We start from the raw sequence: 14,889 nt of genomic DNA on the forward strand, positions 1-14,889 counted from the left end.
CTTATCCTGCCCATGACATCGACGCGCACCAGGACCGGGTTGCCTCGACATGAGCGGCACTCCTTCGTCGCCTTCGCGCGGATCCAAAGGCATCGATGCCTTTGACCACAAGGAATGCTTTGTTGAGAAAATCCTCCAGAATACTTGCCACCGTTCTTGTTGCGGCGGCGCTTGCCTCCCCCGTCCGTCTTGCCATGGCGGAACAGGCTGCAGCAACCGCGCTCACCGTCTCCCTGACGGCGCCTGCGCAACGGGACTGGCCTGAGACCGTTCCCGCGAGCGGGTGGCTAAAACCGTGGCAGGAAGCGATCATCGCCTCGGAGACGAGCGGCCTGCGCATCACCGATGTGCTGGTCGATGTCGGCTCCGTGGTCACGAAGGGACAGACGCTCGTCCGGCTTTCGCAGGAGAGCGTGATGGCCGATCTGCGCAAACAGGAGGCGGCCGTCGAGAATGCCAAGGCAAGCCTTACGAAGGCCAAGGCCAATGCCGACCGGGCACGGCAGCTCCAACCCTCCGGCGCGCTCTCTGACGAGAAAATCGTCGAATATCTGGCCGACGAGCAGACGGCGACGGCAAGCCTTGCATCGGAAGAGGCCGCACTCGATAGCGAAAAGATCAAGCTCGCCCAGACGACCATCACAGCGGCCGATGACGGCGTCATCACCTCGCGTTCCGCCAATCTCGGCGCTGTCGTCTCTACGGGCACCGAGCTGTTCCGTATGGTGCGCCAGCAGCGGATCGAATGGCAGGCTGAGGTTTCCGCCCGCTATCTCCCGCGCATTTCGGAAGGTTTGAGCGTCAGGATCAACGGGCCGGACGGCCAGGCCATCGAAGGCAAGGTGAGGCTTGTCGGACCGTCGGTCAGCACCGATACCAGCCGGGCGATCGTCTATGTCACGCTTCCAGCCGACACGCGCCCGCGCACCGGGCTTTACGTGACCGGCAACATCGAACTGCAGACTTCCCCGGCGCTGACCGTTCCTGAAACGGCGATCGTGTTCCGTGACGGCATTAGCTACGTCTTCACTTCAGGCGAGGATCAGCGGGTGCAAAGGATCCGGGTGGAAACCGGCCGCCGCAACGATGGGGAGGTGGAAATCGTCTCCGGACTGGACCGCTCGTCGAAAGTAGTGAGCTCGGGCGGCGCGTTCCTGTCGGACAACGACCTCGTAAAGATTGTGGAGACGAACTGATGAACTTCTCAGCATGGTCGATCCGCAACCCCGTACCGGCAATATTGCTGTTCGTGATGCTTGCCGTCGGCGGGCTCCTGGCCTTCAAGCAGCTGCCGATCCAGAACTTCCCCGATATGGACCTTCCGACGATCAGCGTCACCGCAACGCTCGACGGCGCAGCACCGACGCAGCTCGAAACCGAGGTCGCCCGCACCATCGAGGACAGTCTCGCCGCACTCAGCTATCTCGACCATATCACCACGACCATCACCGATGGCACCGTCTCGATCAAGGTTTCCTTCGAGCTTGAGAAAGACAGCGAAACAGCCCTGAATGAAGTCCGTAATGCCGTCGACAGCGTCAAAGGCGATCTGCCGGCGCAGATGGAAAGCCCAAGCGTCACCAAGGTCACGGTACAGAGCTCCGCGCTCGTCACCTATGCCATACGCTCGACCGCGTTGAACGAGACCGAACTTTCCTGGTTCGTCGACAACGACCTGACCAAGGCGCTGCTGTCCGTGCCCGGCGTCGGGCAGGTCAACCGCATCGGCGGGATCGACCGCGAGGTTCATGTGGATCTCGACCCTGCGACCATGGCTTCGCTTGGGGTCACTGCGGCGACCGTGTCATCGCAGCTAAAGGCCGTGCAGGCGGATACGTCAGGCGGGCTTGGCGAAATCGGCGGTACCCGCCAGACCGTGCGCACGCTCGGCGCCCTGCCCTCGGTCGAAGCGCTGAAGGCGCTCAGAATTCCGCTGGCGAACGGCCAGCAGGTTCGCCTCGACGATGTCGCATCCGTCACCGACAGCTTCGCCGAGCGGTCCTCGATGGCCTATCTCGATGGCAAACCGGTGATCGCGGTCGAGATCAAGCGCTCGAACGGGTTTTCGGACAGCGGTGTCGCTGACGACGTTGACACGGCGATCAAGCAGTTCGCCTCCAAGCATTCCAACGTGCAGATCGAAGACGCCTACAGCACGATCGGACCGATCATCGAGAATTACAATGGTTCGATGCACATGCTGTACGAGGGTGCGATTCTCGCGATCGTCGTCGTCTGGCTCTTCCTGCGGGACTGGCGGGCAACGATCCTGTCGGCCGTGGCACTGCCCTTGTCTGTCATCCCGACCTTCCTCGTCATGTACCTCTGCGGCTTCAGCCTGAATATCATCACGCTGCTTGCACTGTCGCTCGTGGTCGGCATCCTCGTCGACGACGCCATCGTCGAAATCGAGAACATCGCCCGCCATCTGCAGATGGGAAAGCGGCCGATCGACGCCGCCCTCGAAGCCGCCAACGAGATCGGGCTTGCCGTCATCGCAACCACCTTCACGCTGGTCGCAGTCTTCCTGCCGACCGCCTTCATGAGCGGCATCCCGGGGCTTCTGTTCCGCCAATTCGGCATCACCACCGCCGTCGCCGTCCTCGCCTCGCTGGTCGTCGCACGCCTGCTGACGCCGATGATGGCCGCCTATTTCATGAAGGCCCATCCGACGGAGGAAAAGGACGGCCGCATCATGCGCGCCTATATGGCAGTCGTGAAAACCGCCATGAACCGCCGGAAAACGACGGTCGCCGTGACCGCCGTCTTCGTCGCGCTCTCGCTTTCCACCATTCCCTTGCTGAAATCAGGCTTCCTGCCCGCTTCCGACGACGCGCGAACCCAGATCACGCTTACCATGCAGCCGGGCGCCACGATCGAGCAGACCGACGACGCGGCCAGAAAGGCAGCCGATATCGTCGGAAAGCTCAACGATGTCACGCGTGTCTTTTCCTCCGTCGGATCCGCATCCTCGGGCGGCGGCCCCGACAGCAGCACGACGAGCGATGTCGGCTCCGCCACGATCGTCGCCGTCTTGTCGCCCATCGGCGATCGCAATCGCAAGCAGTCAGAAATCGAAAACGACATGCGCCAGGCACTCTCCATCCTCCCCGGCGTACGCGTGGAGGTCGGCAGCGGCGGCAACGGCACGAAGCTCGATATCACGCTGGCGAGCGACGATGCGAATGTCCTCGACAGCGCCAGCACGGCGCTCGAGGAACAGCTCCGCACGCTGCAGGGTATCGGCGCGGTGACGTCGACCGCGGCGAGGCAGGCGCCCGAAATCCAGATCACGCCCGATTTTGCCCGCGCAGCAGCGCTCGGCGTGACATCGAGTTCCGTCGCCGAGGCCGTACGCGTGGCGACGAATGGAGAATATTCGGCCGACCTGCCGAAGCTCAACCTGCCGCAGCGCCAGATTCCGATCGTCGTCCGCTTCAGCCCCGAGACACGCACCAATCTGGACGACATCAAGAACATGCGGGTGACGGGAACCAACGGCAATGTCGACCTCGGATCGATCGCCGATGTGAAGATCGGCGGCAGCCCTTCCGAAATCGACCGCATCGACCGGATGCGCAATGTCACCCTTTCCGTCGAACTCAACGGCCGCATCCTCGGCGACGTCAATCGCGAGGCGCAGGCCCTGCCGGCGCTCCAACACCTGCCGTCGGGCGTCACCCTCGTCGAACAGGGCGAGCTTCAGCGCAGTTCGGAGCTGTTCCAGAGCTTCGCCCTTGCCATGGCGATCGGCGTATTCTGCATCTATGCGGTTCTCGTGCTGCTCTTCCACGACTTCCTGCAGCCGCTCACCCTGCTGATGGCTCTGCCGCTCTCGCTCGGCGGCGCACTGCTGCCGCTCGTTTTGACCGGAACCAGCTTCTCGATGGCGGCCGTCATCGGCTTGCTTATGCTGATGGGCGTGGTGACCAAAAACTCCATCCTGCTCATCGAATATGCGATCATGTCGCGCCGTCAGGGCATGTCCCGGTTCGATGCCCTGGTGGACGCCTGCCACAAGCGCGCCCGGCCGATCGTCATGACCACCATTGCCATGGCGGCCGGCATGCTTCCGGTCGCGCTCAGCCTCACGGGCGGCGATTCGAGCTTCCGGCAGCCGATGGCAATCGTCGTGATCGGCGGCGTGATGATGTCGACCTTCCTCAGCCTCATCGTCATCCCGGTCATCTTCACCTTCGTCGACGACCTGGAACAGATCCTCAAGCGGTTGCTGCGCCGGATCGGGCTGGCTGCGGAAACCGCTGGAGATAAGCCGCATGCGTCCAACGATCACGCGGCGATCGCCTTCCACCCCGAGCAATCACGGCGAGGGCACGGTCAGAGATGATCTCCACTGCCCTTCCGTCAGCAGCCGGTGACGACAACCTCTTCGGTCGCGTTCCCTCCCCCACGGGAACAGACCGCGGGACGTGTTCCCCCGCAGGCGGCCTCAAGCCGCCTGCGCGTCCTGCATCCCAATCAGGAGGTATGGCTCTGTCGGAAGACATTTCAATTGGTGGAACGGGGTGATCCGGTCTCACAGTTCAACAGAACAGCACTGCTTTCTATGCTGAGTGTCGCCATGTCTCACGACAATGGCTTCATCGATCCGAAATCGGGCAGGGCGTCGCTCGCATAGCCGACGGCCCCAAGCGAAGCGATGGCGATCCGGCCGTCGCGGATCGACAGCAGCGGCCCGTCCCGCCCCTGCTCGTAGAGATCGGGATGGGCAGCGGCAAAACGCGCCTGCTCCGCCTGCGACGCGCCCTGCATGCCGGCGACATAGTGATGGCCATTACGCTCGACATGGGAGAGGCCGAGCAGCGAAACCAGCGCCAGATCCTGCTGCACGGCAAGCCCGGCCTGGCAGGTCAGATCTTCGCCAGAGAGAAACAACCCCGGCACGCCGTCCGTTCTGATGCGGATCGCCTTCATGAGCGAGCGGTAAATGCCTTTGCAGGTTTTCGAGGAGACGCCGGTATAGCCGAGCCGCCGGGCGCGGGCGAAGGCGCCGTCGCCATCATCGCTCTCATCGATCAGGAAAGGCAGCTGCGATGCCAGCGCTCCGAGCGGGGTTTCCATGGTGATCCCGCGCGAGAACGGCTGTTCGACAAAGGCGATGGCCGCACGCAGCCGCGCCAGCCGTGGCATGGCCGCGATCCGCGCCAAGAGGGCGGCAAGCGCGTCGGCGGTGGCGAACTGTTCGTTGCCGTCAACCGTCACCCGGTAGTCCGGCAGACGGTCCAGCAGGGCGGCGATCCGCGACAGCCGGTCGATATCGGCATCGGCCGCGCCCGAAAGCTTGATCTTGAACCAGCGGTTGCCATAGCGGGCAATCACTGCCTCGAGACTTTCCGGCAGGCCATCGCCGACCGGATCGACGATCTCGTCCTCGGTAATGGGGTCAAGCAGCCCGATCGTATGCCGGGCTGCAATCGAGTCAGCGGGGCGAAGGCCAGCGAGCACCGCTGACGCGGCATCCGGGTCGACATCGCCTGGCAGCATCGGGCCGCCAACGCCGACGAGATTGCTCCGCACCGCGTCGAAAAAGGAAATACCGGCAAGGCGGCAATAGGCATCGAGTGCTGCGCGGGCGATCAGCGAAGGACCGAAACCGGCGGCCAGCGGGTTTCCAGGTAGGCGGCGGGCGGTTTCCATCTCGTTCAGGCGGGCAGCGGCAAACAATGTCGCCGGCGCCGACGCTTCGAGCGATGCGTCGGCAGCGGTGCGGATCGAGCCGCGCAATTGATCGACATTCTGCGCCGGCGTCAGCGCCGGATTCTTGTCGAACCATTTCGGCACCATCAATTCGGCGGCCGCACCGACGGCGGTTTTCCCCTCCTCGTCCTCGACACGCACCCTGAGAAAGGCCTGCGGCGCTTTTTCCAGCGTCGCCGCGCCGAAGCGGAACGGCAGGCGCAGGCTGATCTCGCGCTCGAAGGCATCGATCTCGACAATTCTGATGCGTGGCGCCGTCACGGAACCTCCAATGCTTCTGTCCAAGCTCATGCCATCCGCTCCAGCATGGCGCGCGACACTTCGTGTTGGAGCGGCTCCCGGCGCAGCAGCCGACCGATCTCATCGACCATGGCCCGCCCCTGGGCGAAATGCGCCTCTTCGGTGTGGCCGGCAGCATGCGGTGAGATAGTAACATTGGCAAGCATGGGGTCGCGGAAGGGACTGTCCTGAGGCAGCGGCTCGTTGTCGAAGACATCGAGAGCCGCATCGATACGGCCGGAGCGGATCTCCGCGAGCAACGCCGCCTCATCGACCAGCTCGGCCCGCGCGGTATTGATGAACAATGCGCCGGGCCGCAGCAGCGCCAGTTCGCGGGTGCCGATCATGCGGCGCGTTTCCGGCAGAACGGGCGCATGCAGGGAAATCACGTCGCTTTGCGCTAGCGCCTCGTCCAATCCTGTTCTGGCAACGCTGAGCGCGGCGGCCTCGCTGTCGTCGAGATAGGGATCGACGACCAGGACGCGGCAGCCGAATGGAACGAGCAGGCGGATGACCGCCCGGCCGACATATCCGGCGCCGACGATGGCGACCGTTCTGGCGCCGAGCAATCTTTGCGGCACGGCGGCGCGGACGTCGAGCCATTCACCGCCGCTACGCAATCGATGATGCAGAAGGTGGATGCCGCGCATCGCGAGCAGCGCTTCGGCGACGACGAACTCGGCAACCGAGGCGGCAATTTTGGAGGCGGCATGGCTGACGCGAAGGCCGTCGTCGAACAGACGGGCGGGAACGAGCGTGCGGACGCTGCCGGCCGAATGCGCGACAAGGGCAAGCTGCGGATGGCGCTGGCGCGCGGCGGCATCGAAGGGCGGCGTGCCCCATCCGGTCAGGCAGGCCGTGGCGCCCTGCAGCAACCGGTCGGCATCGGCGGCATCGATCGTGACGCCGGCCGGCCAGCGGACGTCGCCGAGGGCGTTCAACTCAGCGGTCGCCGCATCGTCGAGCATCATGCGGCGGGTCTTTTCGGTCAAAAGGACGGCGATGACGGAAGCTTGTTCACGCATGCTTCTACTCTTTCGCTGCGGCGACGAGGCGCCTGAGATGGGCGAGATCGGCGCGGGCCTTGTCGAGCGCCTGTTCCCGGGGAAGCCGGTATTGGGAGTGCACCGAGAGCACCCCTGCAAAGCCATTCATCACCAGATGCGGGATGATTTCGTTCCAGGGAACCATGCCCTCATCGAGCCCATACCAATCCGAATGCCAGGCACGGTGGCCCTGTGCCCCATAGACGCCGGGAAACCAGCCGCAATTCTTGACGCCCATGCAGCAGAACCAGGGATCGAGAAGGTCGAGGGTCAGACGCCAGTCCTCGCTGCCCTCGCGGATGATCTGGTTGGCCGGATCGGGATAGGCACCGATCCTTGAGGGATCGCGGCCGGCCAGCAATTGCGCCGCCAGCGCGCCGGAGCTGTGCAGGGTTCCGCCGTGAAGCTGGACGGTCAGCTTGATACCGAAGCGTTCGGCGAGGCGCTCGAAACCGTCAAGGTCACGCCGAGCCTCATCGGCCTGCGCCTTCCAGCGCCGGGACGGATCATAGCGCCAGAAGCCGAGCCGAACCTGGCCGATGCCGGCCTCGCCGCAGCAACCGAGAAGCCGCGACGTGGCATCGTCGGGCCGGGTAGCGTCGATGGTCGCCATGGGTGTGCGCAGGCCGACCGCGGCAAAGCGCTTTGCGGCCTTGACGATCTCTTCCGGCCTGTCGGGGCAAACGGCGTGGCCGTCGCGGATGAGAAGATCGGCGCAGTCGAAGCCCAAACCGACCGCGATCTCCGCCGCCTTCTCCAGCGGCAGGCCTTCCAGGGTCTTGGTGAAATAGGCGATATCCATGGTGCCTTCGCTCATCGACCAGAAATACAAAGCTCGCTCCCGCGGCCGAAGGCATCGCGGGCGCGCACCGCATATTGCACCCCCTCAGCCGGCGACATGTGCAGGAATGCCGTCGAGATCAGCGGCACCGGACTGACCTTTTCGAAGCTATTGCCGTCGGTGCTGGCGAGGACATCATAGAAGATGGCGGGGCTCGCATCGCCGGCTGCCCAGAACAGCATGCGCTCCTCGCGGCCGCCGAGACCGAGGTACCGTTCGACGGCAAGACCGGTCGGTGTGGCCGGGGCCGCGCCGGTATCGGGAACGACGAGCACCTGCGTCAGCGACGGCAGTGGCACGTCGAGATCGACACTGATTCGGCCCTCGTCGCATTCGATGACGCTGATCGGGTGCAGCAGGGCGGGCTCCTGGGCGCGGCGCAGTTCGGCAAGCTGCGCTTCACCAGGTTCGGGCGGCGCGCCGACCGGCTCGAAGGGTCCGCGCGGATTGCTTTCGTCGCGCTGGGCCTCCCAGACCTCCATCGGATTGGTGAATTCCTCGTCGATGCGCAGCTGGCACAGGGCGTGGCGGCCGGGAGCGAGCCCGCCGATCTCAAGGCGGACGGCGGTCCGGCCCGAACGGTTGATGGCATCGACGCTGTGGATGAGGCTGATCGAAACACCGCCGCCCGAAAGCCGTGTCGGCAGGATCGCCAGGCCATCCTGATCGGGCGCGAGCGGCGGCTCGGCCGTCACCTTGCAGACGGTGTCGCCGAGCGTCGCCAGCAGCTCCATCGCTGTGAGGCCAGGCTTCTTGATGATGTCGAAGGGCGGCGCGCTGTCGATGTCGGTGACCAATTTATCCAGATCGGTCTTGTGCTCCCACTGCGCCTTGGTGAAATTGCGCGGGCCGAAGTAGGCGAAGATCGTGCGCTGGCTCCAGCCGCCGATAAAAGCGTGGTCATTGCTAAGGAAGGTAAAATCAGCTGCTTTCGGGGCCATGATGCGCCGGTCGTGCTGCTCGATGATGCGGGCGATGATGCCGGCATAATAGGCCTTGCCGTGCCAGCTGTGATGATCGCTCCAGCCGAGCTGAGGATCGCATTCGTCGTTGACGATCGGCAGGCCGGCAAGCCTGGGATGGTGCTCCTTGAGATAGTCGACGACGAGAAGCGTGCGGTCGACGATGGCATTGGTTTTCGGCGTCAGGTCGTCTTTGCTGCCGTTGACGCCTTTTTCGTGGATCGAGATGTAGTTGAGGCGCGGCGGGCCGTCGCCGCTCAGGCAGCTCGTGCCGCTGTCGCAATGAGCCATCAGGGCGCGGAAGATCGGCGAGAGCGTGCGGGCGGTGCCGGGTCCGCCCATCGGCAGGCCGGGATCGACGGTGTCTAGGCCTGCGACGCAGGCGTCGTAATAATTGGTGTAGCCCTTGATCCCGTAGGTCCACCAGCCGGAGTCGGCCTCATTCGTCGTTTCGAAATACCACGTCCGCAACTCGTCCATGCCGTAGCGCGCGCCGTAGCGGTCTGCCGTCGCCGTCACGAGATCCCGCCAGCGCCTGACCTGGTCCATGTCCTCGTAATCGGTGAAGAGATCAGACGGGTTGCCCATCAGCTCGAAGAAGGGCTTCAGACGGTGCTCGATCATCACGTCGAGCGCCCGGTCGAGCAGCGACCAGTCGTAGACGAATCTGCCCTCGCCGCCGGTCGCGCGCAGCAGATTGTAGAGATAATGGACGCGCAGATAGCGGATACCCTCGTTCGGCAGGCCGCCCATATAGGCGAGCATCTGGCGCATCTCGGGTTCGAGCAGCAGCTCGGCCGGCGAAAAGCCGGTGCCGCGCCAGAACCGGTTGAATGGACGCACTGCTTCACCGGCATCGACGCTTATTCGCGTACGTTCACGCATGGATCATTCTCCTTCGAAGGAAAGGCTGGCAGCGCAAAAAGGCCGGATTATTTGAACTTGTCGCGCATCGCATCGATGCCGGGGATGGTCTTGGTCAGGTGCTGATGGGCGGGATCGAAGCGCTGGATCAGCCCGCGCCGGTGCTTGCCGACGAGGATGGTGAAGATATAGCCGTGATGCCCGGGTGAGGTGACGGTCGGGTGGTAGCCGCGATCGACCAGGACTGTATCGCCGTTGCGGGTCATGAGGATCTTGACCGGACCATTGTCGTCATAGGTGATCTGGCTGCCGAAGCCGGTCTCGGGCTGGAAGCGGTAGTGATAGAGTTCCTCGTGCAGGGTCTCGGCGTCGCCGTCTTCCGTATCGTGCTTGTGGGGAGGATAGCCCGACCAGCAGCCTTCGCCGGCATAGAGCTCGCTCACCAGAAGGTTGCCGCAGCGGCCATTCTGCCGCTGGCCGAGCAGGTGGACGATCCGCCGCTGGCTGTGGGTGTCGGGCGAGCCGACATTGACCGCGTCCACCTCGTCCGGCGTGACCCGGAACGGGGCGTAGCGCGTGTCGCAGAGGCCGCCGGCGATGGCGACTTCCGCCGGGCCGCCACGGGCCGATATCCGGACATTGGCGTCGACGGGCGCGTAAACCGAATCCGCATCGCCTCCCCAGATATCGGCTCGCCGGCCCACAGCTTCGAAGCTGATGTCATCCACTTCGATATCCACCTGCCCCGACAGCACGACGTAGAGGCTTTCGTGCAAGGGCAACCGCCGCGTCTCCCGGCCGCCGGCCGGAAGCGTGACGAGGTCGAAGTAGATGAGATCGAGCGTCCTGGAGGAGGTATCCACAATGGGACGCTGCTCGGAGCGTGGAATGAATTCGGGCATCAATTGAACTCCGGAACGGTACGGTCGGCGAAAGGATTGAGCGTCAGCGATTCGGCGTGATGGCAGGCCACGGCATGTCCATCGGTAGTGACGGTGCGCAGCGCCGGCAGTTCCTGCCTGCAAAGCTCGGTGGCGTAGCGGCAGCGCGGATGAAAGGCGCAGCCGGGAGGCGGATGCGCGGGATCGGCCACCTCGCCCGCCAGGCGGATGCGTTTGCCGTGACGGCGCAACCTCGGATCGGCGATCGGCACCGCCGAAAGCAGCGCTTCGGTATAGGGATGGAGCGGGCGCGAGAAGATCTGCTCCGTCGGCGCCTTCTCGACGACCCGGCCGACATACATGACGGCGATATTGTCGGAGATGTGCCGGACGACCGAGAGATCGTGGGCGACGAAGAGATAAGTCAGGCCGAACCGTTCCTGCAGGTCCTGCAGGAGATTGATGGTTTGCGCCTGCACGCTGACATCGAGCGCCGAAACGGCTTCGTCCGCAATCACCAGCCGCGGATTGGACGCCAGCGCCCGGGCAATTCCGATGCGCTGGCGTTCGCCGCCGGAAAAAGCATGCGGGTAGCGTCGCATATATTCGGGCCGCAGGCCGACACTCTGCATAAGCTCGGCGACGCGATGCTCGAGCTCCCGGCCTTTGGCGATGCCGTTGACACCAAGCACCTCGCCGATGATGTCGATGACGGGAAGGCGCGGGTTGAGTGAGGATTGCGGATCCTGGAACACGATGCGGAGGTCGCGGTGGATTTCCTTGAGGGCGGGGCCTGAGAGGGCCGCGAGGTCGACCGTGCCGCCGCTCCGGTCGCGGTAGCGGATCTCGCCGCTCGTCGGCTGGTAGATGCGCAGCACGGTGCGGGCGAGCGTCGACTTGCCGCAGCCGGATTCGCCGACGATACCGAGCGTCTCGCCGTCCTCGACGCGAAGCGAGACGCCGTCGACCGCCTTGACATGTCCGACCACCTGCCGGAACGCGCCCTTGCGAATGGGAAAATGCATCCTGAGATCGTTGAGCTCCAGCAGCGGGCTGCGCGGCGCTTGGGAACCGGCCATCATTGTCTCCCCTCGTAAAGCAGGCAGCTGGCGACGTGCCCGTCACCGACGACGACGGATCCGGGGTCCTTCCGATCGCAGAGGCCCGCCCTCGCCTCTTTGCATCGGGGATGAAAGCTGCAGCCCTCCGGCCGGTCGAAACGCGAGGGCACCATGCCCTCGATGGTCGCCAGCCGTTCGCTCGGCTGCCCGTGCATGCGCGGCACCGATTGCAGCAGCGCCTTGGTGTAGGGATGAACCGGCGCGTGGAAGATCGTGTCGACGTCGCCCGCCTCCACCACCCGGCCGACATACATGACGACGACCTCGTCGGCGATCTCGGCGACCACGCCGAGATCGTGGGTGACGAACAGCACCGAGAGACCGAATTCGGCCTGCAGCGAGGCGAGAAGATCGAGGATATTGGCCTGGGTGGTCACATCGAGTGCCGTGGTCGGTTCGTCGGCAATCAGCAGTTTCGGGCGACAGGCGAGCGCCAGCGCGATGCAGACGCGCTGGCGCATGCCGCCGGAAAACTGGAAGGCATAGCTTTCCATCCGCTCAGCCGGCCTGGGAATGCCGACGAGCGCGAGCGTCTCGATGGCGTGTTCGCGCGCTTCCTTCTTTCCCATCTTGAGATGCAAGCGGATCACCTCCACCATCTGGTTGCCGATCGTATGGACGGGCGACAGGGCCGCCATCGGCTCCTGGCTGATCAGCCCGATCTGGGCGCCGCGGATCGCCCGCATGTCGCGGCCGCGCGGATCGAGCGCGGCGAGATCGATGGCGGGTGCTGCCGGATCGGGCCGGTAGCGGATCGCGCCTGAGACGATGCGCCCGCCGCGCGGAACCTGGTTGAGGATCGAGCGGCCGGTGATGCTCTTGCCCGAGCCGGATTCACCGACGACGCAAACCGTCTTGCCGCGCGGGATGGAAAAGGAAACGCCGTCGACCGCCCGCACCGTGCCCGCGCCGCCGAAGAAATGCGTCCTCAAGTCGTCGACTTCGATCAGCGGGTCGCGTTCGATGCTCCGGCCGCCGGCGGCGGCGAGATGGGAGTCAGTATTCATAGGGATCTGCAGCATCGCGTAATCCATCACCAAGGAAATTGAGGGCGAGCACCGTGACGATCACCGCGATGCCCGGGAGAAACAGCCAGGGCGCGCTCGAGACCGCGAGAATGTTCTGCGCCTCCTGCAGCAGCACGCCCCAACTCACCACAGGCGGACGCAGACCGATGCCCAAGAAGGAGAGCGCGGTTTCGGCGAGGATCATCGTCGGAATGGCGAGCGTCACCGAGGCGATGATGTGGCTCATGAAGGACGGCACCATATGCCGCCAGATGATCCGCATCCGGGAACAGCCGTCGAGACCGGCGGCGATGACGAAGTCCTCCGTCTTCAGCGACAGGAATCGGCCGCGCACGACACGCGCGAGATCGGTCCAGCCGATCAGCGACAGGATGACCGTGATCCAGAGATAGACGAGGATCGGATCGGCGCTGATCGGAACGGCGGCCGCAAGGCCCATCCAGAGCGGAATGGTCGGGATCGAGTTGATGAGTTCGATGCAGCGCTGGATGACATCGTCCACCCAGCCGCCGTAAAGGCCGGAGATGCCGCCGAGGATGATGCCGAGGATCAGGCTGATCGCCACACCGATCAGGCCGACAGACATCGAAACGCGGGTACCGTGCACCGTCCGGCTGAAGACATCGCGGCCCAGCCGGTCGGCGCCGAACAGGTAGAAGGGCTTGCCCGCCTCGACCGGGCCGATCAGGTGACGGTCGAGATCGAACAGCCCCCAGAGCCGATAGGGTTCGCCCTTGACGAAGAAGCCGACGGGAATGACGACGGCCGGATCGGGCACATAGGTGCGGCTGAGCGCGATCGGGTCGACCTTCATCGAATATCCGTTGACATAGAGCGGGTGAAATCCACCCGACGCGTCATAGCCGGCAAATCGCAGCTGCTGGGGCGGCGCATAGGTGTAGCGGGAATCGTAGGTCTGCGACGACACCGGGGCGAGGATCTCGGCGAAGAGGGCGACCATGTAGATGAGGAAGATGACGACGCCTGCCGCCAATGCGAGCCGGTGACGGCAGAAGCGCCACCAGATGAGCTTCCACTGTCCTGCCGAAGCGGCGGTATTTCTGATCGGTTCAGGTGATAGCGCTATGGCTTGATCGGTCATATCTATCGTCCTTCAGCCGTTGCGGATGCGGGGGTCGAGCCAGGCGAGCAGCAGGTCCGAGATCAGCGTGCCGATCAGCGTCAACATGCTCATCAGTAGGATGAAGGTGCCGGCGAGATACATGTCCTGGGCAAACAGGGCGTTGAGCAGGAGCGGACCCGTGATCGGCAGGCTGAGCACGATGGAGACCACCACCGAACCGGAGACGAGGTGCGGCAGCACCCAGCCGACCGTCGAGACGAAGGGGTTGAGCGCGACGCGCACCGGATATTTGAGCAGCAGCCGGATTTCGCTGAGGCCCCGGGCGCGCGCCATGTCGACATAGGGCTTGTTGAGTTCGTCGAGTAGATTGGCGCGCATGATGCGGATCAGCGCCGCCGTGGCGCCGGTGCCGAGCACGACGACCGGGATCCACATATGCGAAATGAGGTCGCCGAGCTTGGCCCAGCTCCAGGCGGCGTTGATATAGAGGGGCGAAAACAGCCCGCCGACGCTCTGGCCGAAATACTGTGCCGAGACGAACATCAGCACCAGCGCCAGCAGGAAGTTGGGAATGGCAAGCCCGAGGAAGCCGAAGAAGGTGGCGACGTAATCGCCCACCGAATATTGCCGCACCGCCGAATATATGCCGATCGGAAAGGCCACCGCCCAGACGAAGAGCAGCGTGGTGACCGAGACCACCATCGTCAGGCCCATGCGCGCCCAGATCAATTCGCTGACCGGCTTGTTCCAATCGAGGGACTGGCCGAAATCGCCGCGCAGCAGGATGCCGCTGATCCATTTCCAATACTGAACCGCCCAGGGCTGGTCGAGGCCGTAGCGCTCGCGCAAACCCGCAATGACACTGGGATCGACGGTCTCGTTCTGCGAGGCGAGACGCGCGGTCATCGCCGTCAGGAAGTCGCCTGGCGGCAGCTGGATGATGATGAAGGTCACGACCGAGATCGCGAACATCATCGGGATCATGTAAAGCAGACGTCTGATGATGAAGCCGGCCATGTTCTAGCTCCTTCAACCGGCGACCGCCGATCGGGCTGGGTGATTGGG

Annotated in this window: 11 protein-coding genes; 2 read left to right on the forward strand and 9 right to left on the reverse strand. The window is 64.3% G+C overall.

Going from position 1 to position 14,889, the window contains the following annotated elements; translation table 11 throughout:
- Positions 1–95 precede the first annotated feature (95 nt).
- Both ATY77_RS31170 and ATY77_RS31175 read left to right on the forward strand, forming a co-directional pair.
- Complete coding sequence (locus ATY77_RS31170; protein ID WP_190237721.1) at positions 96–1,196, forward strand: efflux RND transporter periplasmic adaptor subunit; 1,101 nt, start codon at positions 96–98, stop codon at positions 1,194–1,196.
- On the forward strand, positions 1,196–4,348 hold the full coding sequence (locus tag ATY77_RS31175; RefSeq protein WP_088690281.1) for an efflux RND transporter permease subunit: 3,153 nt from the start codon (positions 1,196–1,198) through the stop codon (positions 4,346–4,348). Before ATY77_RS31170 ends, ATY77_RS31175 begins: the two co-directional genes overlap by 1 nt.
- A 239-nt stretch (positions 4,349–4,587) precedes the next feature.
- Here ATY77_RS31175 and ATY77_RS31180 read toward each other — a convergent pair whose 3' ends face one another.
- From ATY77_RS31180 to ATY77_RS31220, 9 genes are read right to left on the reverse strand one after another with little or no spacing between them, the layout of a single operon-like run.
- Entirely contained in the window at positions 4,588–6,009 is a 1,422-nt protein-coding gene (locus tag ATY77_RS31180) for a mandelate racemase (protein ID WP_088690282.1), read from the reverse strand.
- Positions 6,006–7,022, reverse strand: coding sequence for a hydroxyacid dehydrogenase (locus ATY77_RS31185; RefSeq protein WP_088690283.1), 1,017 nt, complete (start codon positions 7,020–7,022; stop codon positions 6,006–6,008). The genes ATY77_RS31180 and ATY77_RS31185 overlap by 4 nt, the downstream gene beginning before the upstream one ends.
- Before the next feature lie 4 nt (positions 7,023–7,026).
- Positions 7,027–7,845 carry a TIM barrel protein gene (locus tag ATY77_RS31190; protein WP_088690473.1) on the reverse strand — a complete coding sequence of 273 codons (819 nt, stop codon included), beginning with the start codon at positions 7,843–7,845 and terminating at the stop codon, positions 7,027–7,029.
- 11 nt (positions 7,846–7,856) lie between these two features.
- Complete coding sequence (locus tag ATY77_RS31195) at positions 7,857–9,731, reverse strand: glycosyl hydrolase (RefSeq protein ID WP_088690284.1); 1,875 nt, start codon at positions 9,729–9,731, stop codon at positions 7,857–7,859.
- Positions 9,732–9,778: 47 nt separating this feature from the next.
- Positions 9,779–10,612 (reverse strand): 5-deoxy-glucuronate isomerase, encoded by an 834-nt coding sequence (locus ATY77_RS31200; protein WP_088690285.1) that lies wholly within the window; start codon positions 10,610–10,612, stop codon positions 9,779–9,781.
- A complete protein-coding gene (locus ATY77_RS31205; protein WP_088690286.1) occupies positions 10,612–11,670 on the reverse strand; it encodes an oligopeptide/dipeptide ABC transporter ATP-binding protein in 1,059 nt (352 codons plus the stop codon). The genes ATY77_RS31200 and ATY77_RS31205 overlap by 1 nt, the downstream gene beginning before the upstream one ends.
- Positions 11,670–12,719 (reverse strand): ABC transporter ATP-binding protein, encoded by a 1,050-nt coding sequence (locus ATY77_RS31210; RefSeq protein ID WP_088690287.1) that lies wholly within the window; start codon positions 12,717–12,719, stop codon positions 11,670–11,672. The genes ATY77_RS31205 and ATY77_RS31210 overlap by 1 nt, the downstream gene beginning before the upstream one ends.
- Positions 12,709–13,842 carry an ABC transporter permease gene (locus ATY77_RS31215; RefSeq protein ID WP_088690288.1) on the reverse strand — a complete coding sequence of 378 codons (1,134 nt, stop codon included), beginning with the start codon at positions 13,840–13,842 and terminating at the stop codon, positions 12,709–12,711. Before ATY77_RS31215 ends, ATY77_RS31210 begins: the two co-directional genes overlap by 11 nt.
- Positions 13,843–13,854: 12 nt before the next feature.
- Positions 13,855–14,841: an ABC transporter permease gene (locus ATY77_RS31220; protein WP_088673819.1), complete on the reverse strand. Its 987-nt coding sequence runs from the start codon at positions 14,839–14,841 to the stop codon at positions 13,855–13,857.
- Positions 14,842–14,889: the final 48 nt, after the last annotated feature.

Source organism: Rhizobium sp. R634 (assembly GCF_002211305.1).
Lineage (GTDB): Bacteria > Pseudomonadota > Alphaproteobacteria > Rhizobiales > Rhizobiaceae > Rhizobium.